Origin of the sequence: Thiobacillus denitrificans DSM 12475 (genome assembly GCF_000376425.1) — a bacterium.
Classification (GTDB): Bacteria; Pseudomonadota; Gammaproteobacteria; order Burkholderiales; family Thiobacillaceae; genus Thiobacillus; species Thiobacillus denitrificans.
In genome coordinates this window covers 1-26,471 of sequence record NZ_AQWL01000005.1, presented here as the reverse complement: position 1 = coordinate 26,471, position 26,471 = coordinate 1, and the positions used below count along the sequence as shown (strand labels likewise).

The 26,471-nt window shown below is 63.8% G+C and carries 23 protein-coding genes; 7 read left to right on the top strand and 16 right to left on the bottom strand.

Annotation, left to right across the window (positions count from 1 at the left end; translation table 11 throughout):
* The first annotated feature begins 103 nt into the window (after positions 1-103).
* From B059_RS0108865 to B059_RS0108855, 3 genes are read left to right on the top strand one after another with little or no spacing between them, the layout of a single operon-like run.
* On the top strand, positions 104-856 hold the full coding sequence (locus B059_RS0108865) for a hypothetical protein (RefSeq protein WP_018077889.1): 753 nt from the start codon (positions 104-106) through the stop codon (positions 854-856).
* Positions 856-1,695, top strand: coding sequence for a glycosyltransferase family 25 protein (locus B059_RS0108860; protein ID WP_018077888.1), 840 nt, complete (start codon positions 856-858; stop codon positions 1,693-1,695). The genes B059_RS0108865 and B059_RS0108860 overlap by 1 nt, the downstream gene beginning before the upstream one ends.
* Complete coding sequence (locus B059_RS0108855; RefSeq protein WP_018077887.1) at positions 1,696-2,772, top strand: glycosyltransferase family 10 domain-containing protein; 1,077 nt, start codon at positions 1,696-1,698, stop codon at positions 2,770-2,772. It abuts the gene before it with no gap.
* A 15-nt stretch (positions 2,773-2,787) separates the two neighbouring features.
* Here the strand turns inward: B059_RS0108855 and B059_RS0108850 are convergent, their stop codons facing one another.
* Genes B059_RS0108850 through B059_RS0108835 form a run of 4 tightly spaced genes read right to left on the bottom strand, consistent with a single transcriptional unit; the run spans position 2,788 to position 6,688 of the window.
* Positions 2,788-3,741: a glycosyltransferase family 10 domain-containing protein gene (locus B059_RS0108850; RefSeq protein ID WP_157273659.1), complete on the bottom strand. Its 954-nt coding sequence runs from the start codon at positions 3,739-3,741 to the stop codon at positions 2,788-2,790.
* Between the two features lie 47 nt (positions 3,742-3,788).
* Complete coding sequence (locus B059_RS0108845; RefSeq protein WP_018077885.1) at positions 3,789-5,162, bottom strand: phosphomannomutase/phosphoglucomutase; 1,374 nt, start codon at positions 5,160-5,162, stop codon at positions 3,789-3,791.
* A gap of 31 nt (positions 5,163-5,193) precedes the next feature.
* Complete coding sequence (locus tag B059_RS0108840; protein ID WP_018077884.1) at positions 5,194-6,180, bottom strand: hydrolase; 987 nt, start codon at positions 6,178-6,180, stop codon at positions 5,194-5,196.
* A 13-nt stretch (positions 6,181-6,193) separates the two neighbouring features.
* Positions 6,194-6,688 carry a YybH family protein gene (locus tag B059_RS0108835; RefSeq protein ID WP_018077883.1) on the bottom strand — a complete coding sequence of 165 codons (495 nt, stop codon included), beginning with the start codon at positions 6,686-6,688 and terminating at the stop codon, positions 6,194-6,196.
* Between the two features lie 12 nt (positions 6,689-6,700).
* On the opposite strand from B059_RS0108835, the gene B059_RS18890 reads away from it, so the two are divergent.
* Entirely contained in the window at positions 6,701-8,917 is a 2,217-nt protein-coding gene (locus B059_RS18890; RefSeq protein ID WP_018077882.1) for a glycosyltransferase, read from the top strand.
* A gap of 28 nt (positions 8,918-8,945) precedes the next feature.
* A complete protein-coding gene (bcsS, locus tag B059_RS18885; RefSeq protein ID WP_081601601.1) occupies positions 8,946-9,638 on the top strand; it encodes a cellulose biosynthesis protein BcsS in 693 nt (230 codons plus the stop codon).
* A 31-nt stretch (positions 9,639-9,669) separates the two neighbouring features.
* Here bcsS and B059_RS0108820 read toward each other — a convergent pair whose 3' ends face one another.
* The 3 genes from B059_RS0108820 to B059_RS0108810 form a co-directional block, all read right to left on the bottom strand.
* Positions 9,670-10,410 (bottom strand): hypothetical protein, encoded by a 741-nt coding sequence (locus B059_RS0108820; protein WP_157273658.1) that lies wholly within the window; start codon positions 10,408-10,410, stop codon positions 9,670-9,672.
* A gap of 219 nt (positions 10,411-10,629) precedes the next feature.
* Positions 10,630-10,833 carry a zinc-finger domain-containing protein gene (locus B059_RS0108815; RefSeq protein WP_018077879.1) on the bottom strand — a complete coding sequence of 68 codons (204 nt, stop codon included), beginning with the start codon at positions 10,831-10,833 and terminating at the stop codon, positions 10,630-10,632.
* A 12-nt stretch (positions 10,834-10,845) separates the two neighbouring features.
* Positions 10,846-11,769: a branched-chain amino acid transaminase gene (locus tag B059_RS0108810; RefSeq protein WP_018077878.1), complete on the bottom strand. Its 924-nt coding sequence runs from the start codon at positions 11,767-11,769 to the stop codon at positions 10,846-10,848.
* Between the two features lie 103 nt (positions 11,770-11,872).
* Between B059_RS0108810 and B059_RS0108805 the strand changes: the two genes are divergently transcribed.
* Positions 11,873-12,619: a ribonuclease T2 family protein gene (locus B059_RS0108805; protein WP_245538765.1), complete on the top strand. Its 747-nt coding sequence runs from the start codon at positions 11,873-11,875 to the stop codon at positions 12,617-12,619.
* A gap of 26 nt (positions 12,620-12,645) precedes the next feature.
* On the opposite strand, the gene B059_RS0108800 is transcribed toward B059_RS0108805, so the two are convergent.
* The 9 genes from B059_RS0108800 to B059_RS0108760 form a co-directional block, all read right to left on the bottom strand.
* Complete coding sequence (locus B059_RS0108800; RefSeq protein ID WP_018077876.1) at positions 12,646-13,314, bottom strand: hypothetical protein; 669 nt, start codon at positions 13,312-13,314, stop codon at positions 12,646-12,648.
* A gap of 28 nt (positions 13,315-13,342) precedes the next feature.
* Positions 13,343-13,666, bottom strand: a complete 324-nt coding sequence (locus tag B059_RS0108795) for a TusE/DsrC/DsvC family sulfur relay protein (RefSeq protein ID WP_018077875.1) — start codon at positions 13,664-13,666, stop codon at positions 13,343-13,345.
* A gap of 56 nt (positions 13,667-13,722) precedes the next feature.
* Entirely contained in the window at positions 13,723-16,458 is a 2,736-nt protein-coding gene (locus tag B059_RS0108790; protein ID WP_018077874.1) for a bifunctional diguanylate cyclase/phosphodiesterase, read from the bottom strand.
* A gap of 2 nt (positions 16,459-16,460) precedes the next feature.
* Positions 16,461-17,654: a TonB-dependent receptor gene (locus tag B059_RS0108785; RefSeq protein WP_018077873.1), complete on the bottom strand. Its 1,194-nt coding sequence runs from the start codon at positions 17,652-17,654 to the stop codon at positions 16,461-16,463.
* The gene (locus tag B059_RS0108780; protein WP_018077872.1) at positions 17,623-18,009 is read right to left on the bottom strand and encodes a type 2 periplasmic-binding domain-containing protein; all 387 of its coding nucleotides are present in this window, start codon (positions 18,007-18,009) and stop codon (positions 17,623-17,625) included. Before B059_RS0108780 ends, B059_RS0108785 begins: the two co-directional genes overlap by 32 nt.
* A 111-nt stretch (positions 18,010-18,120) precedes the next feature.
* Complete coding sequence (gene mutY / locus B059_RS0108775; protein ID WP_018077871.1) at positions 18,121-19,152, bottom strand: A/G-specific adenine glycosylase; 1,032 nt, start codon at positions 19,150-19,152, stop codon at positions 18,121-18,123.
* 52 nt (positions 19,153-19,204) lie between these two features.
* The gene (locus B059_RS0108770; RefSeq protein ID WP_018077870.1) at positions 19,205-21,409 is read right to left on the bottom strand and encodes a DUF1631 domain-containing protein; all 2,205 of its coding nucleotides are present in this window, start codon (positions 21,407-21,409) and stop codon (positions 19,205-19,207) included.
* A 273-nt stretch (positions 21,410-21,682) separates the two neighbouring features.
* Entirely contained in the window at positions 21,683-23,767 is a 2,085-nt protein-coding gene (locus B059_RS0108765) for a DUF1631 family protein (RefSeq protein WP_018077869.1), read from the bottom strand.
* 332 nt (positions 23,768-24,099) lie between these two features.
* Entirely contained in the window at positions 24,100-25,008 is a 909-nt protein-coding gene (locus tag B059_RS0108760; RefSeq protein ID WP_018077868.1) for a LysR family transcriptional regulator, read from the bottom strand.
* Positions 25,009-25,531: 523 nt separating this feature from the next.
* On the opposite strand from B059_RS0108760, the gene B059_RS0108755 reads away from it, so the two are divergent.
* The coding region (locus B059_RS0108755; protein ID WP_018077867.1) for an IS481 family transposase at positions 25,532-26,471 on the top strand (940 nt) is incomplete at its 3' end.

Genomic DNA, 26,471 nt, shown 5'->3' with positions numbered 1-26,471 from the left:
CGGGTGTCGCACCCACCCGGCAGGGACGGCGAGTGCTGTTTGATGGCTTTGCCGGGGCCTACCGCACCTGCGTATCAACGCTTCCGGAAAGACTAAGGCTTCAATGCAACACGTAAACGTCCTTTGCCTCAAATGGGGCACCCGCTATGGCCCACATTACGTCAACATGCTTTATCGCGCCGTTGGCCGCAACCTGAGCCGGCCGTTCCGGTTCTTCTGCTGCACGGACGACCCCAGCGGGCTGGACGCGGGCGTGGAAATCATCCCGTTTCCCGCCAACCCCGGCGTCAAGCGCGGCTGGCCCGACATTCTGGTCAAGCTGGCGATCCTGCAGGATGGTTTCGGCGACCTGCAGGGGCCGACACTGTTCCTCGATCTGGATGTGGCGATCACCGGGCCGATCGACGGCTTCTTCGACTACAAGCCGGGCGAATTCTGCATCATCCACAACTGGGTGCACTGGCGTAAGGCCATGCTGGGGCGGCGCCCGGCGGTAGGCAACTCATCGGTCTTCCGCTTCGAAGCCGGCAAGTCCGGCCATGCCTACGAAACCTTCCTGCGCGAAATGCACCGCGCCGAGGATCGCGCGGCCTTCAATACCGAGCAGGCCTTTCTGACCTACGCCATGGGCAATCCGCAGTGGTGGCCGGAGGAATGGGTCAAGAGCTACAAGTGGAACTGCCGTCCGGCTTTTCCGCTCAACCTGTTCCGCGCGCCGCAGCTGCCCGAGGGCTGCCGGATTCTGGTGTTCCATGGCCGCCCCGATCCGGACGAGGCCATCCGCGGGTATCGAGGGCGCAAGCTGCACCACCGTACACTGCCCGCGCCGTGGATCGCCGATTACTGGAAGCTGTGATGCCGCAGCCCCAGCTCGGCGCCTTCTGGGACATGATCGACGGCGTCCTGGTGGTCAACCTCGACAGCCGCCCCGACCGCTGGCAGGACGTGCAGATGAGGACGGCCGGATTCATTCCCGCGCACAAGCTGCACCGGCTGCCTGCCACGCTGGGTGCGGCCCTGCCCGGCTTCGGGGTGCCTCCCTGGTTTCGTGGTCGCAAGCGCGACAAGACCTGGGCCGGGCGCGCCGGCTGTGCACTTTCTCACCGTGCGGCGATCGCCTACGCGCGTCAACAGGGTTGGCGCACGGTGCTGATCCTGGAAGACGACATCGAACTCGAACCGGCGCTGGCCGCAGTGGCGGCAGAACTGCCCCAGGCCCTGAAAGACAGCGACTGGGACGTCTGCTATCTGGGATTTACCGATCCTGTTTCGCCCTACCGCACTCTGGCTGCTTTGCCGGCCGGACACAGGCTGTGTGCCGTTGCAGGGTGCAATACCGCACATGCCTATGTGCTTAAAGAGAGCACTTTCGATTGGCTGTTGCAGCGCCTCCCAAGAGAAGGGGACGTTTGGTCGTGGATCAGCCGTCATCGTGCCATCGACCGCTGGTATTACCGCAATCTGGCGCGCCGTTTCAAAGTGTGCGCCGTGTCGCCTTCCATCATCAACCAGCAGGTCGGCTTTTCAGACATCACCCAACGCCGAACCAGTCGGGTGCACGCCACCCATGTGCCCGACCCACGCTACGGCGCGCTGGCTTACTGGTTGCTCGGAAAACTGCGCTGGGCGGGATACCGGCTGGCCGAGCCGCGCGACGGGCTGCGCGGACTGATCAAGCAACTGCGCGGATTCTGAATGTCCATCAGCGACCTGCCGACCCCACCGCCGCGGCTGCGAATCAAGTTCCTCGGCAAGTTCAAACCCGGCCACGACGGCGAGGGCTGGCTGAAATGCTTTCCCGGCAGGCAGCCGCGCTGGGGAAACTGCGACTTCATTTTCGACCGCGACTGCCGCGACTACGACTGGCTGGTGGTCTACGACGATCTGCCTTCGCTGGCCGGCGAGCGCCATCCGCTGTGGGTGGAAGAGCTGGCCTGCCCGCCTGAAAACACCCTGCTGATCACCGTCGAGCCGTCTTCGATCAAGACCTACGGCAGAACCTACCTGCGCCAGTTCAACTGGCTGCTGACCACGCAGGAGCCATGGGCGACGGGCAGGCACAGGGGCCTGATTTTTCAGCAGCCCGCGCTGATCTGGTTTTACGCCACCACTTCGCCGCGCGGCGACTACGATACCCTGGTCTCGCATGTTCCACTGGAAAAGACTGCCGACCTGTCGACGGTCTGCTCCAGCAAGCGGCAGGGACATACCCTGCACCGCATGCGCTACGACTTCACCCAGGCGCTCAAGGCCCGGCTGCCGTTCATGGAAATCTACGGCCACGGCGTGCGCCCGCTGGTCGACAAGGCCGACGCCCTCGACCCCTACCGCTACCACCTGGCGATCGAAAACCACCTGGGGCCGCACCACTGGACGGAAAAGCTCGCCGACCCCTTCCTCGGTGCGTGCATGCCGGTCTATTACGGCTGCCCTAACGCCGAGGATTACTTTCCGCCGGAGAGCTTCATCCGCATCGACATCGCCGATGTCGATGGCGCCGCCGAGACCATCCAGCACGCGATCCGCGACAGGCTGTGGGAAAAGAACCTACCCGCGATTCTGGAGAGCCGCCGCCGCGTGCTGGAAGAATATGGTCCGATTGCCACCGTGGTGCGACTGGTCAACGAAAGACACGCCGCCGGCCGCGCCCTGCCTGCCTCACCCTCCCTTATCCAGAGCCGCCGTCGCCTGCACCGGCAACTGCTGCCGGGGCTGCGCTACGGACTGGAAAAAGGCTACGTGCGCGCCCGCCGCCGTCTGGCGGGAGACTGAACGCTCGGCCCGCGCTCAGGCCAGCGCCTTGCGCACCCGGAACAGATGGCCGCGCGGGAAACTGCGGAAAGCCTTGTGCGAGCGCAGCGTCAGCGTCTTTTCAGCACAATCCGGGCGATACAATTGCTCGGCCCAGTGCGCCGCCCAGGCGAAGGGGTTGTAGACGTTCAGCACGCGGCGCCTGGCCTCGGCGAGCGCGGCCTGGCGCTGCGGATCGAGCGGCTGGTCCAGCAGTTCGGTAATCCGCGCAGCCGCTGTGTCCACATCCAGATCATTGATCGACAGCAGCGCTTCAGCGGGCAGGTAATCCCCCACGTTCGGGCAGCCGAGATAAACCGGGTAGGCCCAGCCCAGGCAGGCGTCGGCGAGCTTTTCGGTCCAGTAGTTGGGCAGCACGCTGTTTTCAAGCACCAGATGAAAGCGGTAAGGCAGGATGCCGTCCATCTTGTCGTCGATGGGCTCGAAACCGCGCCCGAAATGCACCAGCCGGTCGCCCAGGCGCTGTTTCAGTCCTTCGAGCAGAGTCAGTCGCTGGCGCTGGCCTTCGGTCCTGCTGGCATTGGAGCACACCACGGCGATGCGGTTCTGCTTCTCCGGGCAGGCCAGCGTGGATAAATGGTCGTAGCCGTAGCGATAGCTGTTGGAACGCCGATCGAGCCCGACGTGCCAGTTGAGCCCGAGCGCACTCACGTGCAGATGGGGATGGCGTGACTCGGCGTGGCTGTCGACGACATGGCCGAACTGCCGGTAGAACGCCTGCGGGTACAGCTTCTTCGACAGCGGTTCCCCAGCGATGAACAGGGTGTTCTGCGGTGCAGCGATGAAGCGGTCGTACGGGCGCATATTGCCCAGCACGACGCTGAAATCCGTGCGGCCCCCGGGCTTCGGGTTGAAGTCGAAATGACAGCGCCCCCAGGCCAAGCTGCCGCCCGGCGTCAGCAATGCCATGCCGCCGGGTGCGCAGTCCATGTTGATCCGGACGTGAATCGCGCCGCCTTTCTGCACCGGCACCGCGCTCAGAACGGCAGCGCAAGGCCGGGCGCTGCCTCGTGAATCACGCGGCGGAAGTCGGCCTGGATTCTTTCCAGTGCCGCGGCGTTATCGGCCTCGAAGCGCAGCACGATCACCGGCGTGGTGTTGGACGGACGCGCCAGGCCGAAGCCGTCGACATATTCGACTCTCAGGCCATCGAGGGTGATGACTTCCTGCGCATCCGGAAAACGTGCGGTTTTCTGCAGCCGCTCCATCAGTGCGTAATGTTCGCCCTCGGCCATCTTGATGTTGAGTTCGGGCGTGTTCAGCGTATCGGGCAGGCCATGCAGGGTGGCGTCGATGTCGGCCTGCTTGCTGAGGTATTCGAGCAGCCGTGCACCGGCGTACAGGCCATCGTCGAAGCCGTACCAGCGTTCCTTGAAGAACACGTGGCCGGACATCTCGCCGGCCAGGAGCGCGCCGGTCTCCTTCATCTTCGCCTTGATGAAGCTGTGGCCGGTCTTCCACAAGAGCGGACGGCCGCCGCGTTCGCGAATCCAGCCGAACAGCTTGCGCGTCGACTTGACGTCGAAAATGATTTCGGCGCCGGGGTTGCGCGAGAGCACGTCGTCGGCGAACAGCATCAACTGGCGGTCGGGGAAGATGATGCTGCCATCCTTGGTGACGACGCCGAGGCGGTCACCGTCGCCGTCGAACGCCAGCCCGATCTCTGCCTCGCTGGTTTTCAGCGCGGCGATCAGGTCCTGCAGATTTTTCGGCTGCGAGGGATCGGGATGGTGGTTGGGAAAATTGCCGTCGACCTCGCAGAACAGTTCTTCCACCTGGCAGCCCATGTCGCGGTAGAGCTTGGGGGCGAAGGCGCCGGGCACGCCGTTGCCGCAGTCGACGATGATTTTCATCGGCCGTGCAAGCTTGACGTCGGAGACGATGCGGGCGAGGTATTCGCCAGCGATGTCGTGCTGGCGGTAGCCGCCGTCGCCGTGGGCGAGATCGTTGTCGACGAGGCGCTGGCGCAGCTTCTGGATGGCGTCGCCCGCCAGGGTCTCGCCGCCGAGCACCATTTTCAGCCCGTTGTAGTCGGGCGGGTTGTGGCTGCCGGTGACCATCACCGCGCTGTTCGTGTTCAGCTGATACGCGGCGAAATAGGTCATCGGCGTGGCGACCATGCCCAGGTCCACCACGCCGATGCCGGCCTTGCGGATGCCGCGCGCCAGGGCGGCGGCGAGATCGGGTCCGGACAGGCGGCCGTCGCGACCGATGCAGATTTCCTGCTGGCCGCGCGCCACTGCCTCGGAGCCGATGGCATGACCGATGGCTTCGACGATCTCCGGGGTGAAGCTCTGGCCGACGATGCCGCGAATGTCGTAGGCCTTGAAGATTTCCTTGGGGTATTCCACAACACGCTCCCTGAATGGCGATGCGCCGATTCTACCTGCGCAGGGTGTCGAAATACTGCATCAGGCGGCGCGGAAGCCAGCCGGGTCTTCCTGGGAAGGGGCCGGAAGGAAAGGCGACATGGCCGCCGGTGGCAGGCTGTTCGAGCGTGACCGCAGGCGAGACTTCGACTGGCGACGGCAGCGCCCAGGCGGGCAGGAACGGGTCGTTTCGTGCGTTGACGACAAGCGTGGGTACGGCGATGGCCTGCAGCAGGGGCTTGGAGGACACCTTCTGCCAGTAGTCTTCGGCATCGTGAAAGCCATGCAGCCGCGCGGTGACCAGGGTGTCGAATTCGCGGAAGGTGGTGGCAGCGGCAATCGCCTGCGAATCGAGCAGGTCGGGAAAGCGCGCGGCCTTGAGCAGGGCCTTGGCTTTCAGGGTGACGAGGAAGCGTGCGGTGTAGACGCGGCGGTTGAAGCCACGGTCGAGGGTGTGGCCGGCCGCGGTGAGATCGAGCGGCGCGGAGACGGCGGCGGCGCGCTCGACCAGCAGATGCGCCGCATCGCCTTGTTCACCTAGCCATTTCAGCAGGGCATTGCCGCCGAGCGAGACGCCGGCCGCGTAAACCGGCGCATCGGCGTGCTGCGATTTGACGTGATGCAGGATACATCCGATGTCTGCGCTGTCACCGGCGAAATAGGCGCGCGGCAGCCGGTTGTCCTCACCCGAGCAGCCGCGGAAATGCGCCACCACGCCATGCCAGCCACGCGCCCGCATGTGGGCCATGAGGTCGCGCGCGTAGTGGCTGTCGGCACTGCCTTCCAGACCATGGAACAGCACCACCACCGGCGCGCCAGCCGGGCCGTCGACCCAGTCGAAATCCAGGAAGTCGCCATCCGCCAATTCCAGCCGTTCGCGCCGGTAGGTGACCGGCGGGACGCGGATGAACAGGCTGCTGTAGATGGTTTGCAGATGCCCGCCGGGCAGCCAGGTCGGGGCGCGATAGGGCAGGTTTCCCGGCGAAGGCGTGGTGGCCAAGGCGCCGCCGCCTTTAATGCAGGACCACGGGCGGCGTGCGTGACGGCGGTGTGCCGCCTACCTGGAGCGGCGAGGCATGGTGCAGCACCATGCGCCAGCCGTCGGCGTCCTTGCGGTAGACATTGGTTGCGAGGATGGGAGGGCGCGGCTCGGTCTCCTGGCCGATGACGAGATATTCGCGGACGATGCGAACGACCTGCGTGGCTTCGCGTATCTGGTGGGCGGCCTCGACCTGCACGCGGAACTGGCCGGCGGCCTCGAACATGCTGCGCCACCCGGCCGCCACGGCGGCACGTCCGTTCAATGGGGCGGCCAGGGGGTGGATGCAGACGATGCTGTCGTCGCTGGCCCAGACGTCCATCATGGCGCCCAGCGAGCGTGCCTCGAAGGCGGCGTAGAACGCGGTTTCGGCGGCTTCAGGGGTAGGGTAGGGCATGGCGTGAGTGGCGATCGGCGGTACGTAGAAAGTGTGGTACGGGTTTTGCTGTGCATATGTCCATCGCAACATGAGGCACAGGATATGAAACCGCAATATCGCTCACTCCAACCCGCCAGGCAAGCCGTGGTTCTGCTGTTTCTTGCTATTGGCGCCTGGTATTTGAACTGGCGCTTGGAGACGTTCAATGCGGCGCATCCGGTCTTTTCCTGGCTGCTGTATGGCGCCGAGGTGTTCGGGTTTTTCACTGCCGTTCTGAACATCTTCATGACCTGGCGTCTGTCCGAGCGCACCGCGCCGTCGCCCGTCCTGGGGCTCAAGGTGGATGTGTTCATCCCGACCTACAACGAGGATGTCGAGATGGTGCGGCGCACCGCGCTGGCGGCGCGGGCAATGAAGTATCCGCACGAAACCTGGATTCTGGACGACGGCAACCGCGAGGCGATGCGCGAGATGGCGCAATCGCTCGGCGTGCGTTACCTGGCACGAACCGATAATGCGCATGCCAAGGCAGGCAATCTCAACCATGCATTGCCGCACAGCACGGCGGACCTGATCGCGACCTTCGACGCCGATCATGCGCCGCGTCAGGATTTTCTGCTGAAGACGCTGGGTTATTTTTCCGACCCCAGTGTGGCGTTTGTGCAAACACCGCAGGACTTCTACAACCTGGACTCGTTTCAGAACCGCACCGACCCTGGCAGCCGGGTCGCCTGGTCCGAACAGTCGCTGTTTTTCCGGGTGATCCAGCGCGGCAAGGATTACTGGAATGCGGCGTTTTATTGCGGCAGCTGCGCGGTGATCCGGCGTCAGTCGCTTGACTCCATTGGCGGATTTGCGACAGGCACGGTGACCGAGGACCTTCACACCAGTCTGCTGCTGCACAAGAAAGGCTACCGTTCCGTCTATCACGACGAGTCGCTGGCCTATGGCGTGGCGCCCGCCAAAATCGAACCTTTTCTCAAGCAGCGCGTGCGCTGGGGGGTGGGCGCGATGAACGTCTGGCGCAAGGAGGGCATCCTGTTTTCCCGTGGGCTGACGCTGCCGCAGCGGCTGAATTACCTGGCTACCGTACTGGCCTATTTTGACGGCTGGCAAAAGATGTTTTTCTACTTTGCGCCGGTTTATGTGCTGATGGCGGGCGCCATGCCGATCGCCGTCGATGGCTGGGTGTTCCTGCTGCATTTCGTGCCGTACTACCTGGTCAATTTCCTGGCGTTCGAGGAGATATCGCGCGGTTACGGGCGCAGCCTGATGATCGAGCAGTACAACATGGCGCGCTTTGCCAGCTTCGCCTGGTCGACGCTGGGCGTGTTCAAGATGCGCAAGCGTTTCGGGGTGACGGCCAAGAAGCAGGGAGAGCATGCGCTCAGCTTGGGCTTTCTGCTGCCTCAGCTGGCCGTGATGGGGCTCAATACGCTTGCCATCCCGGTGGGCATCGCGCTGTTCTATTTCTATGGCCATTTGCCAAAGGACGGCATGTGGGCAAATGTGGTGTGGGCCACGGTCAACACCTGGCTGGCCGTGCTGGTGGTGCGCTTCACTGCCGCGCGCGGGGTTAACCGGCGCAACGAATATCGTTTTGCCCTGCCGCTGGCGGCGCGTCTGGATGGCGTGTTGGGAACGGTGGACGACCTGTCGCCCAGCGGGATGAGCTTTTATGGCGTGCTGAGGCAGGCGAAGGTCGGCGACAGGGTGGCTGTCACCCTGTATCTGCCCGATGGCGAGTTGGATGCGGAGCTGGAAATCCGCACCTTGATGCATGCGGGAAAGGGAGAACAAGCGTATGTGCGCGCCATCGGCGGCACATTCCATGCGATGCCCCTGTCCGTGACCCAGCGCATCGAACAGTTCTTGTATGGTTCGGATGCGCAATGGCGGATCAATCGATACCGTGACGACAGCCCAACCCCGCTGCAACGTATGGGGCTGGTCGACGCGCCGCAAGCACCGTCCGAACCCATCGGTTATTGGGTCAGCTGTGAGGTCTCCGCCAATGTTGCTCGCGCAGATCGCTGTCTGGTCGGGCTGGTCAGCGCACACGCTGGCGAAAAGGGGGAGCCCCGGCTGTTGGTGAACCGGCCGCTCGATCCGGGTTGCCGCCATGTCATTCAGGCGCATGGCAGGACAGGTCTGCGTACCCTGCATGCAAAGACTGCAGCGCATGAAACCATTCTGACCGGCCTGGGAATGCTCCATCTGTACCGGCTGGAATTGTCGGCGGGCGCTGTCGCTTCCGTTCTGCACAGTGGCGTTGAGCCGATGGTGCCGGCTGCCATTGCCGCCGGATCGCGGGCATAATGCGCCGCAAATTTTCTGACTGGATCGAATGATGTCGAGATTGCTGTTGGCGAGTCTGCTGCTCGCCATGAACGCCCCGGTGTGGGCACAAGATGGCATTGCGCTGGCGGGCGTCGAGGCAAGCCGCGATAACCGGTATGCCTATTTGGGGACGGTATTGCCCTTGCCGGGGTCCAGGCTGGGGCAGGGATACGTGCAGCGCTACTGGCTCGATTATGTCGCCTATCGCTATGAGAAAACGCCGCAGCTGGAAATCGATACCCGAATGACCGGGGCCGAGGCGGCGCTGGGATACCAGCAAAGCAGTACGAGCGGCTGGTGGGGGGCGTACTTGGGTGCGCGCTACGCCAGCACCCGTTTGCGTCCCGACGACCCCGACAACGACGATCAGGGCAGGCGATTGCGTGCCAAGCTGCAATTCGAAGGCGAAACCGAAATGGGAGCCGGCTGGCGTATCAATGGCATTGCCAGTCATCTGGTTGGCGACGCCAACTACTGGGCGCGCCTGCGGCTGCAGACGCAGCTTCGCAATCAGTGGCGCGTCGGCCCCGAGGTGGTGGTGCAGGGCGACTCGAACTACAGTGCCTACAAGGTGGGCGCCTTCGTGGGCAACATCGGGCTGGGCGCAGCCACTGCGCTCACGCTCAAGGCCGGCGTGAACAAGCCCGAAGACGATCCGGCGTCCATGTACCTCGGGGCTGAATTCTACATTCCGTTCTAAGGGATCGGGGCGCGCTGTCGCGCCCTGTTTCTTACGATGGGGAGCGGTTGCGGCGTGCCCACAGCATGCCGATCAATCCCGCCCCGAGCAGCGGCAGCACGGATGGATTCGGTATGGCCGCGGACTGGCCACCGAGTAATGAAACCCGGACATTATCCAGTCCCCAGCTTTCGTCTTCCAGCCCCTGCAGGCCGATACCGCTGAAATCGAAGGCCAGCAGACTGTCGCCGTGGGTAAAGTTGAAACTGAAGCGATAGACCGAGTCCATGACCTGGGAAATTCCCAGGATGCCGTCATCGAATACGTAGCCCAGCGAATAGGACTCGGCGGCACCGGTATAGGCCGGATTGTTGGCGGCGGGGCCGAAGGTCTGGCCTGCGGGGTTGCCGTTGCTGAAGGTGGCTTCCAGCAAGGTGAGGCCGCCCGATGTGGCCACCTTGAATATGTCGTTGCCATAGTCGTAAAGCGCGGCTCCTCCCGAACTGCCGTCCCACGAGCGGATCAGGTAGAGGTCGAAGTCGAGCTGTATGCCGCTGTGCCAGCCCAAATCCGCTAGCGAAAGCGTGATCGTTTCATTGCCGAATTCGCCCAGAAAGGTGCGCGGGCCGAAGTCGTATGGTGTCGGCGCATTCTGGGTGATCGTGTGCGACCATTCGCTGCCGACGCCCGACTGGAAGTCGGTTTGGTAAATGACAGCTGCGCTGGCGGGCAGACCCATCGTCAAGCCCGTAGCGCAGGCGGCCAGACCCCGGCCGATTTTTGCAATACCCATATCCCCCCCGACAGAAATTTAGTGCCCGGCAAGCAGCAAATTCTGTTCCAGCAAGCCAGGCGTGAAGCTCGGCAAGGAATTTGCCCGGCGACAGAGGGCGAGGGGGTAGCCTGGAGCATCCCGCTCATTCATCCCCGGACGGGATCGAGGCCGGTACGGTGTTGCGATATCGACAGGCGTGCGGAGTTTTATATGCGCCAGGCCGGCGGGTCTTCGTTTTCAGTGATGGCCGCTGCTGGGTTTGCCTTTCAGGCGATAGAGCGTGCCGCAGTAGGGGCAGAGCGCATCGCCGCGCGATTCGATCGAAAGATAGACGCGCGGGTGGGCATTCCAGTCGGTCTGCTGCGGCATCGGGCAATGCAGGGGCAGGTCGGCTTCGGTGACCTCGATGACGCGCTGCGTGTTGTCGTGCCGTTCGCTCATGCCGGGCTCCGTTTACTTGACCGGGGCGAGCCAGCCGGTGTGCGCCGGCGCGCGGCCATGGACGCAGTCGAAATACATCGCCTGCAGTTTTGCGGTGATGGGGCCGCGCGTGCCTTCGCCGATGGCGCGGTTGTCGAGTTCGCGGATCGGCGTGACCTCGGCCGCGGTGCCGGTGAAGAAGGCTTCGTCGGCGCAGTAGACTTCGTCGCGGGTGATGCGCTTCTCGATCACCTGCAGGCCGATTTCGCTGGCCAGCTGAACGATGGTGTCGCGGGTGATGCCTTCCAGCGCGGCGGTGAGGTCCGGCGTGTAGAGCTTGCCGTTGCGCACCATGAAGAAATTCTCGCCGGAGCCTTCGGCGACGAAGCCGTCGACGTCCAGCAGCAGCGCCTCGTCGTAGCCGTCCGTCTCGGCTTCCTTGTGCGCGAGGATGGAGTTCATGTAGTTGCCGTTGGCCTTGGCCTTGCACATGGTGATGTTGACATGGTGGCGCGAGAACGAGCTGGTCTTCACGCGGATGCCGTTCTCCAGCGCCTCGGCGCCGAGGTAGGCGCCCCACGGCCAGGCGGCGACGATGACGTGCACCGACAGGTTCTTCGCCGAGATGCCCATCGCTTCGGAGCCGAAGAAGGCCATCGGGCGCAGGTAGCCGGATTCGAGCTTGTTCTCGCGCACCACGGTGCGCTGCGCTTCGGAAATCGCGGCCTTGTCGAACGGCAGCTTCATGCCGAGGATGTGGGCGGAGCGGAACAGCCGGTCGGTATGCTCCTGCAGGCGGAAAATCGCCGTGCCCTGCTCGGCCTTGTAGGCGCGCACCCCCTCGAAGACGCCCATGCCGTAGTGCAGGGTATGGGTGAGGACGTGGGTGGTGGCGTCGCGCCAGGGGACGAGCTTGCCGTCGTACCAGATGACGCCGTCGCGGTCGGCCATGGACATGGTGTGGCTTTCTTGAGCAAATGGAAAGTCTGGATTTTACCGGATTCCGGGCGATGCGCAGCCCCGCTCTTATGGCACGATGCGGCCATCCGGGGAGACTGACATGCAATGGAAATGGATGGCCAGCGTGCTGGCGTTGCTGCCGCTGGCAAGCGGTGCCGAGCCCGCGCGTTTCGATTATTACCTGCTGGCCTTGAGCGTGGCCCCCGCGTTTTGCGAGGACGAGCCGCAGCGCAAGAAACGGTTTGCGCAATGCCGGAACCTGTCGGAGGCAGGCTTCAAGGCGCTACCGCTGACGCTGCACGGGTTGTGGCCGAACCGCGCCGACCGGCCGCATCCGGTGTATTGCGGCGGCGAAGTGGCGGGCCCGTTTTGCCGGCTGCCCGTGGTGCGGCTGCCGGCGGAGACGCGTGCGCAGCTGGGGCGGGCGATGCCGGCAACGGTGGACTGCCTGGACCGCTACCAGTGGGCCAAGCACGGCAGCTGCTCGGGGCTGCGCGAGGCGGACTATTTCGCCGCCTCGGCTACGCTGACCGAGCGCGTCAATCGGGCGATCGGCGGCGAAATCGCGCGCCACATGGGCCGTGAAGTCAGCCTGGCGGCCTTGCGTGCGTCGCTGGCCAGGGCCGATCCGGCGCTGAAGGATGCCGTCACTTTCGATTGCAGCACCCCGCGTACGCCAATCCCTGCCAAGCGTCGCCCGATGCTGCGCGAGGTGCGCGTCTATTTCGAGCGCCATCCGGCCAGCGGCGAGCCCGGGCGCCCGCTGGCCTTTGCCCGGGCAGGGCACAGGCATTACAACTCCGGCTGTCCGGAGGGCAGGGCCTATATCGATACGCCGCTGGATTAGCGCGGCTGCCTGCGGGTGCGCCGGGATCAGGGCGTGTTGATGCGCACGAACTCGGGGAAGTAATCCGCCCGCACGATGTAGGTGCCATCGCAATTGTAGGACGCGCGCACGATGCCTTCGGACAACGAAATCGCGGCATTGCGCAGGTAGTAGCCCTCGATGCCGCGCAGCACGTTGAAACTGTGCACGATTTCGCCGATGCGCTCGGCAGCCAGCGGCTGCCAACCGGCGCTTCCCGCGTCCATCAGCTTCAGCCAGTGGGCTGGCAAGTAATGGCGCAGAGGACCCGATTGGATCATCGCGCGGACCCAGGCAATGGTGCGGACTTTTTCGTCGTACGGCACGGTCACGAAATGCCGCGCGGTGTAGCCGGGTTTCACCAGGTCCTCGGCGTCGTGCACCTCATAGGCAAACGGGTTGAAGATCGATTCGGTGCGCACTTCCGAGCTGTTGAAACCGATGTAAATCGCATAGACCCCGGTGTCGCGCAGCAGGGCGGCGCAGGTTTGCAGCACTTCGCCGGCAATCTGGTCCAGACGCGAGTGCTGGCGCGGGCGCAGCGGTACGGTTTCACGCAGGGAAGGATCGCCCTTGATGCTGACGAACGGGGTGTCGGCCGGCAGTCCGAAGGCGCCGACGATGGGTTCGCACAGCAGGCAGACGTCGGGATGGAGGGAAGGAGGGGTAGAACTCATCTCGTCATTGTCGCACCGCCGTGTTGCTTTAAAGATAGGTTTTGGCTTCCTCGCCCGGATTGGGGAGCCCTGCCAGCCGCCAGGCCTCGCGCGGGTTGGAGAACAGGTGTTGCATGCAGTCCGGGTCTTGTCCGCTGAGATGGCAGATATGGCTGAGCGCGGTCACGCTGCCATGTTTGGAAAACTCGTGCCGCAAGGTGTACAGCAGGCTCAGTTGCAATTCACTGAGATTGCTCAGGCCGTCGGTCTGGGCAATGCGGTCGGCCAGGCTCTCGCTCCACATGGCCGGGTCGATCAGAAAACCGTCGGGGTCGAAAATGGCGGGACCGGACGCATCGTCTTGCGTTTTCATGCCAACCTCCTGTTACGGGAACGTTCCTGCTGTTAGGTATAGCACCGCATCCGCAATCAGCCAGCGAGCACCGTGTCGGCCTCCTGCGGCCTGCCGAAGTGGTAGCCCTGGGCATAATCCACGCCAAGTTCCTTCACCCACTGAAGAATGGCCTGGTTCTCGACGTATTCCGCCACCGCCAGCTTGCCGTAACCGTGTATCGCGTCGACCAGGGCTTTCACGAACAGCCGGTCGTCCTCGCTGTGATCCAGCGTGCGGATGAAGGAACCGTCGATCTTGACGAAATCCACCGGCAGGTGCTTCAGGTACTGGAAGGTGGAAAAGCCGACGCCGAAATCGTCCAGCGCCAGCTTGCAGCCTAGCGCGCGGATGCCGGTGAGCAGGATTTCGGCGTGCGTCAGCTGGTTGAGGGCCGCTGTTTCGGTGATTTCCAGGATCAGCTGTTGCGGCTTGACGCCCTGTTGCTGCAGCATTTCCTGCAGCAACGCGGGCAATTCCGGGTTGTCCAGGCTGCGCGCGGACAGGTTGACCGCCAGACGCAGGCCCGGCCGGCCGGCAATCAGTGCGACGGCATGCTGCAGTACCCACTGGTCGATGTCGCGGATGAGGCCGGAGGCTTCCGCTGCGGCGATCAGCGGGGCGGGCGGCAGAATCCGGCCGTCGGGCATGCGCACCCGCAGCAGCGCCTCGTAGTGCGTGGCCTGCGCGGCCTGGATCGCCATCACGGGCTGCAGGAAAAGCGCCAGCCGATTGTCGTGCAGGGCATCGGTGATGAGGGCGAGTTGCTCGGTGCGGTCGAGCAGGCTTTCGCGGGTGCCGTCGGCCGGGTTGTACAGGTGCCAGTTGGAGCGGCCTTTGGCGCGCGCCTGCGAGAGCGCCAGGTCGGCGTGGCCAAGCAGGCTTTCCGTGCTGCAGCTGGGCTGGGTCATCGCGATGCCGACGCAGGCGGTGGCGATGTGGCGCTCGCGGTCGCCCTTGCACAGCAGGCGCGCAGTCTGCAGCAGTTGCGCGTCCGGCAGCGGTTCGAAGAACAGGGCGAACTCGTCGCCACCCAGCCGGGCAGCCAGTTTGGGTGCTGGCCGGAGTTCGCGCAGGCGCTCGGCCATATGCTGGATCACCATATCGCCGGCGCTGTGGCCGGCCAGATCGTTGATCGCCTTGAAATCGTCGAGGTCGATCAGCAGCAGCGAGCCGCTTTCCGCCTCGGTCAGCGCATGGGCCAGCCGGCGTTGAAAGCCCTGGCGGTTGTACAGGCCGGTCAGCGTGTCGTAGTCGGACAGATAACTGGCGCGTGCCTGCGCGCTCTTGAGTTCGGTCATGTCCAGCCCCACCGACAGCATCAGCGGCTCGTTGCCGTTTTCCTGGCCGATCAGCGAATGCACCCAGGCAATGTTGCGCAGCCCGCCGGGGGTGGCGAGGAGCGCTTCAAACCGCAGCGGCGCGAGATCGCTGCCAAAGTGCGCCAGCAGACGTGCGCGCCAGTCGCGGCGCTCCTGCTGGGCGATCATCTGCGTGAAATAATCCTGCCCGATCAGCTGGTTTGCGGTGAGGCCGGTGAGCGTTTCGACGTAGCGGTTGGCCATGCGGATCGCCCCATGTCGATCCTGTGTCAGGATCAGTGCCTGTGCCGTGTCCAGCAGGCCCGAACTGAAGTCCCGCTCATGCGACAGGGTGTCGACCAGTTCGGCCAGATCGTTTTGCTGCTTGCGTGAGGCCGTGTCGAGCGATTCGAGCTGGCTGGCGAGGGCGAGCGCGGCATGCTCCAGCGTGGTGAGCTCGTCGCGCGGCAACTGGTCCTGAAATTGCAGGTGCTGACGGGCGTCGTGCCAGCGGCCTTCGCCGAGCAGCGGCAGGCTGGTGCTGACGCGGTTCATCCGCTGCATGAACCAGGCAAGCGAAACCAGCAGCACGCCTTCGGCGAGCAGGAAGACCGTCAGGCCGGTGACCAGATTGGTCAAAAACGCCTGTTCAATCGCGCGCTCCGCATCGGTTACGTTCTTGCGCGCGATGAAATAGGGGGCGCCGGGCACGGAGGCAAGTGGTTGCAGTTTCTGCCATTCGTATACGTTGCTGCCGATGTGGCTCAAGGCGGATTCGAGTTGCGGGCGCTGCGGATACGGCGTGAAATCCGCCTGCTTTACCATGGCCTTGATATCCGGGGTGGTGGTGGCGAGCAGTTGGGGCGCGCGTTGACGGTCGATGGCAACGGCCAGATCGCGTCCGCTGCTCTGGACAAATGCGCTCAGCAGGCTCGACAGGTCCATTGCCACCACCACCACGCCCGTGGTGATGCCGCCGCGCAGCACCGGCGCCATGCCGTAGAACAGGCAACGCCCGGCACAATGCAGGCCGCTGGCGGGGCGTTCGGTGGCCAGTACGGACGCCAGTTGGGAATCCATCAAGGCGTCGGTAGTGGGCATGTCGCCGAAGCCGGTCAACAAATGTTGCCTGACGTCATACAGGCGCAGGCTTTCAAAGCCGTGGTTGAGGCTCAGCTGTTCCCAATAAGCCCGCAGCACAAAACCGGATTCCCTGTCGATCGGACTATTGCGGCTGGCCACCAGAAAATCGGCCATCGCCGCGCCCGCATCCACCAGCTGGCGCTCGTTCTGCCGGATCAGGAAGCGCAGCAGCGCCTCGTTGCGCGTCGCACTGTCGAGCCGCGTCTGCTGCACTTCGCGGCGCAGGTTGGTGTCGTTGGTCCAGGTGAGCGCCATCGTGCCGATCGCCATGGCCAGGGTGAGTGGCAGCAGCAGCTTCCACTTCAGGCTGAGAAAAGCGGGGAGGCGCATGGCTAGAAACGGTAGGCCGCCTGCAACAGCCACATATTCCAGCGCTGTTCGCGGCTGAGGAAATCGGGATTGTCCGGGCCCGGCAGCCAGCCGGTGCCGTTCACGCGGTGATATTCCGCGCGCAGCATCAGGCTGGGCGTGGCATCCCAGCGCAACCCCAGCGTCCAGTCGCGGGCGAACATGCCGTGTGCCGGCAGGCCGGTGGCGGCCTCAAACCGGCGGCCGCTTTTGTCGTGCTTGTCACGATGGAAGAGGTCATGGCGCAGCATCAATTCCCACGCCGGGTGGAAACGCCACTCACCCTGGAGGTAGGCTGCCTGGATAACCCGATGGGTATCGGGCAGCGCGCCGAAGCCGCGCAGATCGAGCCGCGGTTCGCCATACTCGGCGGTCAGTGTCACGGTGTCGAACCGCTGTTGCACGGTTGCCAGCAGATTACGGAACTGCATGGTGCCCGCCGCCAGGGCATCGATGCTGCCCGGGGTGTAATCGGCCTTGGCGTCGGCGTAGGTCAGCATCAGGGTGGTATCGGTCGGGGTGTCCCAGCGCAGCCGGGCACCGAGGGTGCCTTTGCCTTTCAGCCTGCCGGGCCGCACGTTGCCGAGGAAGCTGTAATCCACGGATTCGCTGTCGAAATCGGGACGTACCCAGCCCAGCATAAAGTCGGTCGCGCCGTATTTCTGCGCGCTGGCGCCGTGCAGAAACACGCCGGGTGCGGCGAGCAGCAGATCGCGGCTGTTGTCGACGTAGACCGACTGCGGCAGCAGAATGCCGGGGCGGGTAAAAGGCACGTCGCGCGTCTCGTTATACAGGCCGTAAGGGAGCTTGACCTTGCCGAGCTTGAGGCCGAGCCGGGTGACTTCGGTTTGATAAAACTGCCAGTCGGCCTGGACGTAATCCAGGCGCACGCCATCCTGGTCACTTTCGCCCGCCCGGCGATACAGTATCTGACCCGATAGGCGCAGGGCATCGAGCGGCTGCCAGGAACCGTGGAGGCCGGCTTCGGTGAAATCGGCGCTGACCGTATCCCGGCTATCGCCAAAGAATTGGTTGTTGGTGCTGCCGATCAGGCCTTGCGCTGCAAATCCCTGGATGTGGTAGCGGGAATCGGCCAAGTGATCCGCCCAAGCGGACGATGCCACCAGCAGCCCGCTCAGCAGCAGCTTATTCCAGCCGGAGAATCTTGATGCCGTCATGGCCTGTGTCCTTGCTTGTGTATCCGATTGCGCCGGGCGTGGCACGCACGCGTGCCTGCATTTCGTTTTCGTCTTTTACTTCGATGGGGGCGCTGGCCATGCCGCTGAAGCTCAGGCGGTCCCAGGTCTGGCGCAGTCGATAGGGATAGAGGCCGAGCTTTTCCTTGGCAAAGGCCTCGTGCACCGGATGGTCATCCGGCAGGACGAAAATCACGATGGGCTGGTGGTTGGGCCATAGCGTCTGGCGCAGGGTGTAGATGTTGCGCAGGCTGACGATGCTGATGCTGCGGCCTTCGACGCTGGGATGGACGATGATTCCAGCCGCTGCGGCAAGCGGGCTGAGCAGAATGGTCAATGCCAAAAACCGCCAGAAGAGAAAATGCGCGTGTATCACTGAGCATAAAGGCTCGTATCAAGTTGCCGGTTTATAGCATGTCGAATGCAAAGCGCACAGCAGGCGCACGATTCAATTGCCATCGAGTTGCGTCACCAGTTTGCGGACCGGTGCGGGCAGGGCGGCATCGAGTACGTCGGCCAGCGGCAACCATGCCTGGCCGGGCGAGTCGGTGTGTCGCGGCATCAGCTGGAGCCGCACCGGCCGGATATGCAGTTTGAAGTGGGTGAAGCTGTGGCTGAGTTGCGGCAGCACCTGCTGGGTGAGCGCGGTGAAACCGAAGCGGTTGCGGCAATGTATGGCCGGATCGGCATCGAAGGCGAGTTCGGGCAGGCTCCATAATCCGCCCCATATGCCGTGCGACGGGCGCTTTTCCAGCATCAGCTCGCCGCGATCGAACAGTAGCAGCATCTGCACCTGCTTTTCAGGCAGCGTCTTTTTGGGGCGCGGCGCCGGCAGTTCGGCGGTGCGGTGCTGCGTGTGCGCGATGCAGTCGGTGTTGACCGGGCAGGTTGCGCAGGCCGGCTGGCTGCGGGTGCAGACGAGTGCTCCGAGGTCCATCATGCCCTGGGTGTAGGCTTCGATGGCGGTGTGCGGCAGGTACGATTCGGCCAGTTGCCACAACGCTGCTTCGGTTTGTTTGTGGCCTGGCCAGCCGGCAATGCCAGCGTGGCGTGCCAGCACGCGTTTGACGTTGCCGTCGAGGATGGCGCAAGGCTGGCCGAAAGCCAATGCCGCGATCGCCGCCGCGGTCGAGCGTCCAACGCCCGGCAGCTGCGCGATGGCGCCGGGACTGGCCGGAAAATCGCCACCCTGGGCAACGATGGTGCGCGCAGCCGCGTGCAGGTTGCGTGCACGGCTGTAGTAGCCGAGTCCACTCCATAGCGCGAGCACCTCGTCCTCGTGCGCCGCAGCCAGGGAGGGCAGATCGGGGAAGCGCGCCACAAAGCGCACGAAATACGGAATGACCGTGGCGACCTGGGTCTGCTGCAACATGATTTCAGACAGCCAGATAGGGTAGGGATTGCGGCTGGTCTGCCAGGGCAGGGTATGGCGGCCGTGGTGCCGCTGCCAGCGGATGATGCGGGACGCAAACGATTTCACCCCGGCAGGGTAGCCGGGGTGAAAGGGCGAATCAATGGGTGAAACGGTGCACTCAGGCGTGGTTGAGTTTCTGGCGGAATAGATTCATCAACTTGCCGAATGCCGATTCGGTGATGGATTTGCGTTCGACCAGCACTGCTTCGCCGCGCCGCAGTTTGTCGGCCAGACGGTGCAGGCCGATGGAGAAGCTGTTCATGCCGTCCTGATCCGAGAACAGATAGGTGTTGCGGATACCACTGACCCAGCCCAGACGTGCCCAGCGGAAAGTGCCATCGTCGTAATGGAACTCCACCCAGTCGCCTTTGTTCAAGGCGCGGGCGCGCAAGCTGAACTCGTCTTCCACTTCGGGGACCGCGGGTTCGGCTTCGGAAACGCGTGCTGCGACGGTATCGGCCACAGGGGCAGGCGTCAGCGCTTCGATTTCTTCTGGCGTGATTTCGGGCAGTGGCACTGGCTGGGCGTTGGGACGCACTGCATTGGCGTGCAGAATGACCAGGGTGGCGAAAAAGCGGTCGGACAGCTTTTGCGGCAGGGCGATTTCTGCGGTGCCTTCGCGCAGGCGTTTCAGCAAGCCGGGCAGAATGCGTACCAGCATCAGGCGCGCATCCATGTCAGCCTTGGGCTGCACGCTCCACACCAGTTCGCGCATGGTTTCGACGTGGCTGTTGAAATGCGCGCCCTGCTCGCCTGCGTCGACATAATCCATGGTCAGCAACTGCGCCCAGTCGCGCCGCAGGAATTCACGCACGGCATCCGCCACCGGTTGATCCCTGAGCGCGCGGTTGATGAAATCGTGGACGATGACGGGGGCAAGCTCGGTACGCTCGGATTGCCTGATCCGGGCAATATCCTCCTGCAGGCTGGCGTCCACCGTTTTTTCCAGCGTGTCGTCCAGAGTGGCGCTTATTGCTTCCAGCTCCGTGGCAGCGGAATCGAATATGGCGATGTCCTGCTCGAAGCTGTCGAGTACCCGGCTGACCACCTGTGAGATGGTTTCCAGCCTGGCATTGCCTGCCTCGTTGTCGGACAGGTGCACGGCAAGCGTGGCGATCGCATCCAGCATGCGGCGCACCGGATGATTCTGCTGCGAGAAGAAGTTGGAGTCCAGCATGGCCGCCTTCAGCACCGGAATCTGTAGCCGCGCGATTTGCGCCTTGAGGCGGTCGGGGATGGAGGCGTCGTCGAATACCACATCGAACAGCATGGCGACCGCATCCACCAGAACCGCATCGAGTGGGCTTGCAGCCTGCATCACCGGGCTTTGCTGCAGGCTGCGCAGCACGTTGTGCACGGTGGCGGCTTCCAGCAGCGGCAGCTCGAAACGACCGCCGCCGGGCAGCATCATGGTGCCGGATTGCAGTTGGCCGAGCGAATCGAGCAGGTTGAATCCGGCGAAAGCCGCGGGTGCGCCAGCGTAGCCTCCGGCCCCTGCCGATGCGTGTCCGCTGCCTCCGGCCAGTTGCTCGAACAGCCTGAACATGTCGCCGCCGGTCTGGCCCTGCGTGGCAGGGGGGGCGCTGGCCGAGGTGGTGCCAGTTGCGGTGGCGGCAGTATTCTGCGTGCGGTTTTTCGTCCCGATCTTGAGATCCGGCAGGATGCCATGGTCGATCAGAAAACGGTTGATGGACTGGTAGAGGTGGGCAAGTTCCGTGGTCAGCACCAGATCGAACTGGTTCAACAGCACGATCCGTGTACCCTGTTGCGGCTGCATGCTGGCGATGCCGTCCAGCAGCGCTTCGCATAGCGCACGCGGACCGAGCGGGTTGTCGTTCTCGGACAGATCCGTGCGGCCCAGCAGGTGGGCGATGCGGGCATCCAGGGCGACCAGCTCTTCGGCGCAGTTGTAACGCAGACGCGAGGTGGCTTTGTCGACCGCCAGAGTGATCTCAAAATCATGGTCGTCCACCAGCGACAATTCCATCAATTCGCTGCCGGCAGCTTTCTCGCGGTTGTGGGAGAAATTGCTGAAAGCCTGGCAATACGCTTCCTTGCATGCGCTCAGCAATTCATTGGTCTGTTTGTTGAGGATGCTCTGGGCAGCATAGTAAGTATTGCGTGTATCCAGCAGCGGCGTACGATCGGCCATCGCCAGCAGGGTGTTTTCCATCGCTTCGGCTTGCCGTGTCAGCACGCGGGCCACGCCCTCGATCAACAGGTCGCGGCTGCCATGCAGAATCGACAGGATCTCGCTCGAGACCTGCGCGCGGCGTGTACGTTCGAATTGATTGAGGTTAACTACGACTGAATTATCCGGCATCTCGCGCTCCATGGGTCACCTCGCGGTATCGGCGGCTGGCCGGCCAGGAACGGGGAAATGGGCATGACCGGATGGTTGCCGGTGGTCCCGCTGTCTCGACTGCCAGTGGGGAAATCCCTGAAAGGCATGGATATCGAGACCGGAAACTTTCGTCCCCGTCTCGCGCGGGCTTGCCCTGTTCGTGGTCGGCGACTGTGCCTGTACTTAGACGCACAACCGCATAACTGGTTTATCGGCCGGCCGGGGAGAAACTTGAGTGTCCAGATTGTAAATTCAGCCGGAATCGTCCGATAGCTGCATTTTGAGGCGCAGCATGGCCTTGCGCGTGAGCGACTGCTCCGGAATCTGCGCGTGTCCGGCACGGATTTCCGCTGCGAGCCGGGCGCAATCGAGTGAAAAACGCTGTTCGCCCTCGCGGTCGCAAAACAGCAGATAGCCGTGCACGCCGACCCAGGCCACGCGCGCGATCGCCAGCCCCTCGAATGGCGGATCGAAATCCACCCAGTCACCTTCCAGCAGTTGCTGGGCCTGCTTCAGGATGGGGTCATTCGGGGGCGTGGCCGGCAACTGGCGGGTAAGCGATTCGATTCCTGCCCGTGAAACATGCGCGGGTACAAACGGGCTGGCCACGGCGTTCTGCTGACCGCCGGCGGGACGGATCCAGGATTCCTGGGTCATGGTGATGGCGCTGAAAAAGTCTTTCAGTTGGGCGGGGGCGGCACCTTGCGCCAGCAAGCCGCGGCGCAATTCGGCGTTGATGCGGGGAATCGATTGCAGGCGGAGTTCGCGCGCGGCATCGTCGTCGGGCGCCTGCAGGCTGAGAAAAAGCTGCAGCAACGTCGCGCAGGCGGCCCGCCAGTCAGGGCCTTCGCCTGCTTCGGCTACATACAGCGACGCCATGTGGGGTACCCAGGCGTTTTCCAGCCGCCGCAATACCGATTCCGGGGCAGGATGGCGCTCGGTCAGGTCATGCAGGTTTTCCAGCGCCAGCAGGGTGCCCAGTTCCTGGCGTTCGATCTGCTCCAGATGCATGACATCCGGAACCAGCCCGGATTTGAGATGTGTGTCGGCGTCGGCCAGCCAGGTGGCCAGCCTACCGTGCGCATGCGCAAATGTCTCGGTAGCGTGATCAGGGTCGCTGTGGATAGCGGCGCAGGCGGCCTGGATTTGTTCGAGTGCGAGCAGGTGCGAGGGATCGTGTTCGGGAAAACGGCGCGAGAACAATCCCAGCAGATCAATCAACTGGCGTGCCGGATGGCCGTCGTCACTGAAAAAATCGGGCGAGACGAGCGCGACCCTGAGCGCCGGGATTTGCAGGTGGGCAATTTCGGCCTTGTAACGCGGCGATATGCCGGGGTCGTCAAGGATGTATTCGAACAGCCCCGCCAGGGCATCCAGGACTGCAAGGTCAAATGCGCCCGTTCCGCTATGGCGTACCTTCTGCTGCAATTGCCGCAGCAGCGGCGCGGCCGCTTCACCCGTCTGCGGGGCGCCCGGGAGCGGTGACAGAGCGGCCGGCCAGTCCGCCAGGCGGTCAACCAGCCGGTGCGGCATGTCGGGGAATGGCGGGGCACCTGCGGAAGAGGGCGCGCCGGAAGAGGCGGTTTCACTTGCACGCGCGGCAATCGACCGAATGTGTGTCAGAACCTTCTCTCCGGCATCGGTCGTGGTTCTCTGCGGTGAGGCGGGGGCAGGATCCGTGAAGGGAGCAGGGGGCGTGGAGGGGACGAACAGTCCCTGAATGCCCTGCGTCTCCAGAAACTGATTCAGTGCCGCGTATGTATGCTTCAGCGTGTCAAGCAGAGGAGCGGTCACACACTGGAGCAGGAAAGTGCCGCACGGGGAGTCGATCCCCTGTGCATCGAGTGCGCGCGACAAGGCACGCATGACCTGAAGCGGGCCGTAGCCGTCAGCATGGCCCGGATCTTCCGATGCCGCTCGCTGCAATGCCTGTATGCGACCGAACAGCAGCAGCATCTCGGCGCGCAGGGGGTCGGTCAGCAGGGCCGCGGTCTTTGCCTCCGCCAGCTGCCGCTTGAGCATGTCGTCGTCCAGCAGTTGCAGTTCGGCCGGGCGGCTGTCATGGCGCCGGGTAAATGTCTCGGGCCGGGCGAGATGGTGGCGGAACTGCTCGGCAAACGCCGTGGACAGCACGTCAGGGTGCGCGTTGAGCCAATCCAGGCAGGTTTGCCCGATCGCCATGGTCGACGGTGTCGGCTGTGCCGCTACGGCGCGCAAAATGGCGTCCTGGATTGGAATACGGCTGCGCTGAAAAAAGTTGTCCAGCGCCTGCGCCATGCGCGCATCGGCTTCGCGTAGCAGGGCGACAGGAGCGGAAACTGTGGACTGGGTATTCATGGCCTTGCTGCAATAACGGCCAAAGGGAGGAAATTGTTGAGCCGAAGCCGGTCCGGCATTAAGGCTGCGGATGACGTGTTTCTGGAGCGGGCGAAGGGAACAGCACCCGGTCGCTAACTCGTTTATTACGAACGTTTTTTCCGATCCAGGCGTCACGGAATGGACTCGATTGTGGACTCAAGTCTTCGGCCTGGTCAACGCAGGCCGTTGCGGGTGATCCAAAGCGAGCCAAGCACATCTATCAACAGCCAGAGCATCGGATTTCATTCCGAAGTCTATCTGTCCACCGGCACATAACGCCACAGGCCGCAACGGACAGGCGAGCTGCGTCCTCAAAGGACCGGCTCATCATCGACCGGCGCGGCCCCGTCTTTCACCCGCTCGATGAATCGCCTCATGGGCTCCGAGGGTTCGCCCCGGCGGCGCAGCAGGTAGGTGGAGAGCATCGGTGGGATGCCGGCCAGGGGACGAATGGAGATGTCCGGGCGCTGTAGCGTCTGCACCTGCGAGGCGATGGCGAAGCCGATGCCGTAGCCGGCGCCGACCAGGGTCAGCATCACGCCCAGGCTGGTCACTTCGTCCACCAGCTTGAGCGGCATGTTCGTGTCCTGCAGCACCGCCTGAATCTGGTGGCGGCAACCGGAGCCCGCCTCGGGGTGGCACAGAACCAGCGGAAACTTCAAGGCTTCGGGCAGCGGCACCTGCACGTGTGCCAGCAAGGGATGGCGTGCGGGCACGATCACCGACAGCGGGTCGGTCCACACCGGCTCGGCGACGAGGCCATCATGCACCGCGTTTGACAACGCAAAGCCGATGTCCAGCAGATCGTCGTGCAGCATCTTGAGCTGCTGCGCGAACGGCAGCTCGAAGACGCGAATCTCCAGCTCGGGCTCCTCCTCACGGCTGCGTGCCAGCAGGGTGGCGATGCGGGGCTGCGCCAGGCTGTCGCAGATGGCGATGCGCAGATGGCCCTGGTAGCCCTGTGCCGCCGCCTTGGCGCTCTTGACTGCCTGCTCCACGGTGGCCATCACGCGCCGGCATTCGCCGAGGAACACCTGGCCGGCCCAGGTCAGCCGCGTCAGGCGTGTGCTGCGGTCGAACAACTGCACGCCAAGCTGGCTTTCCAGGTCGCGCATCGCACGCGACACAGGCGACTGCTCGATGCCCAGACGCTCGGCTGCACGGGCCAGATGCAGTTCTTCCGCAACTGCGACGAAGTAACGCAGCAATCTGAAATCCAAGGCCACCTCCTGTTTGTCTTCTTCTGGTTCGGCATCTCGGGCGCCAGCATCTACATCCGCATCCCGTCAGTACCTCCTTCGATTGCATCGCGTCGAAGCACTCATGCCTGTCGGGACCAGGCCCGTCGCCGACACGCGCGGAGCTGGCCGGCGCACACAGCCGGACACTGAATGCTGATGGCCAGTGTTTGCTGCTGCCATGCCAGGGCGGGCGGCCAAGCAATATGACGCAGGCGTTCCTGCGAACCAGGGCCGCGAAGACGATGCTGCGTCCGCAAGGCTGGTAAATCAGCCGGTGTGTCGAGCACCGCGCGCAGGCGCTCACGCGTGTCGGAGTTCGCGATCGGTGCAGCCGACGACGACACGCCGGCGTCAGGGCGGGCGTGCCGATGCAGTTTCATGGGGGTGTCTTTCGGCTCACCCCGGTCGTGGCCTAGTTGTGATGTTTCAGTAGGTTGTTCATCCGTATCTGATCTGGGAAGCTGGTGTTGTCGAGACAGCAACCCCCATCTCAGGAGTACGGATGAACAGCCATAAGCATGCGAGATTGACGGCCAAAGGTCGAGCCCTGTTGGTGAAACGGGTGACCGAAGAGGGCTGGACAGTGCGGGAAGCCAGCGAGGCTGCCGGCGTCAGTCAACGCACCGGGTTCAAATGGCTGGCGCGTTTCCGGGAGGAAGGTGAAGCCGGCCTGGCAGACCGCAGTTCACGTCCTCGGCGTTGCCCGCACGCCATTCCTCCGGAACGGAAAGAGTACTGGGAGTCGCTACGACGCCAGCGTTGGCCGCAATGGCGGATTGCTGCCGAGACGGGAAACAGCCTGGCATCGGTCAGTCGCCATCTGCGCCGGATCGGGCTGGCACGCCTGAAATCACTCGACCCCGTCGAGCCGGTCGTGCGCTACGAACGGGCGACGCCTGGCGAATTGCTGCACATCGACACCAAGCGCCTGGGGCGGATCGATGGCATCGGACATCGCATCACCGGCCAGCGCCAGCACCGCAGCCGCGGTATCGGCTGGGACAGCGTGCACCTGGCCATCGACGACCACTCGCGGGTGTCCTTCGCCCGCATCAAAGCCGACGAGACCGCCACGAGCTGTGTGCAGTTTCTGCGTGAGGCCGTGGCCTACTATGCGAGCCTGGGTGTGCGCATCGACCGTGTAATGACCGATAACGGCAGTGGGTACAAGAATGCCTTCCGGGCCGCGTGCGTGGAGCTGGGCATTCGCCATCTGCGCACCAAGCCGTACACACCCAAGACGAACGGCAAGGTCGAGCGCTTCGTACAGACCAGCCTGCGGGAATGGGCGTATGCACGCCCTTACGAGAGTTCAGCCCAGCGGGAAGCCGCCTTGCAGCCCTTCATCCACCGCTACAACTGGCATCGACCACACTCGGCCATCAACCACCAGCCACCCATGACCCGCATACCGGCCATGAACAACCTGCTGAAACTCAACA

Excerpts from the sequence above, each read along its gene's own strand:
- B059_RS0108865 (WP_018077889.1), top strand. The coding sequence starts at position 104 with ATGCAACACGTAAACGTCCTTTGCCTCAAATGGGGCACCCGCTATGGC.
- B059_RS0108860 (WP_018077888.1), top strand. The coding sequence starts at position 856 with ATGCCGCAGCCCCAGCTCGGCGCCTTCTGGGACATGATCGACGGCGTC.
- B059_RS0108855 (WP_018077887.1), top strand. The coding sequence starts at position 1,696 with ATGTCCATCAGCGACCTGCCGACCCCACCGCCGCGGCTGCGAATCAAG.
- B059_RS0108850 (WP_157273659.1), bottom strand. The coding sequence starts at position 3,741 with ATGGACTGCGCACCCGGCGGCATGGCATTGCTGACGCCGGGCGGCAGC.
- B059_RS0108835 (WP_018077883.1), bottom strand. The coding sequence starts at position 6,688 with ATGTTGCGATGGACATATGCACAGCAAAACCCGTACCACACTTTCTAC.
- B059_RS18890 (WP_018077882.1), top strand. The coding sequence starts at position 6,701 with ATGAAACCGCAATATCGCTCACTCCAACCCGCCAGGCAAGCCGTGGTT.
- bcsS (WP_081601601.1), top strand. The coding sequence starts at position 8,946 with ATGATGTCGAGATTGCTGTTGGCGAGTCTGCTGCTCGCCATGAACGCC.
- B059_RS0108820 (WP_157273658.1), bottom strand. The coding sequence starts at position 10,410 with ATGGGTATTGCAAAAATCGGCCGGGGTCTGGCCGCCTGCGCTACGGGC.
- B059_RS0108815 (WP_018077879.1), bottom strand. The coding sequence starts at position 10,833 with ATGAGCGAACGGCACGACAACACGCAGCGCGTCATCGAGGTCACCGAA.
- B059_RS0108810 (WP_018077878.1), bottom strand. The coding sequence starts at position 11,769 with ATGTCCATGGCCGACCGCGACGGCGTCATCTGGTACGACGGCAAGCTC.
- B059_RS0108805 (WP_245538765.1), top strand. The coding sequence starts at position 11,873 with ATGCAATGGAAATGGATGGCCAGCGTGCTGGCGTTGCTGCCGCTGGCA.
- B059_RS0108800 (WP_018077876.1), bottom strand. The coding sequence starts at position 13,314 with ATGAGTTCTACCCCTCCTTCCCTCCATCCCGACGTCTGCCTGCTGTGC.
- B059_RS0108795 (WP_018077875.1), bottom strand. The coding sequence starts at position 13,666 with ATGAAAACGCAAGACGATGCGTCCGGTCCCGCCATTTTCGACCCCGAC.
- B059_RS0108790 (WP_018077874.1), bottom strand. The coding sequence starts at position 16,458 with ATGCGCCTCCCCGCTTTTCTCAGCCTGAAGTGGAAGCTGCTGCTGCCA.
- B059_RS0108785 (WP_018077873.1), bottom strand. The coding sequence starts at position 17,654 with ATGACGGCATCAAGATTCTCCGGCTGGAATAAGCTGCTGCTGAGCGGG.
- B059_RS0108770 (WP_018077870.1), bottom strand. The coding sequence starts at position 21,409 with ATGCCGGATAATTCAGTCGTAGTTAACCTCAATCAATTCGAACGTACA.
- B059_RS0108765 (WP_018077869.1), bottom strand. The coding sequence starts at position 23,767 with ATGAATACCCAGTCCACAGTTTCCGCTCCTGTCGCCCTGCTACGCGAA.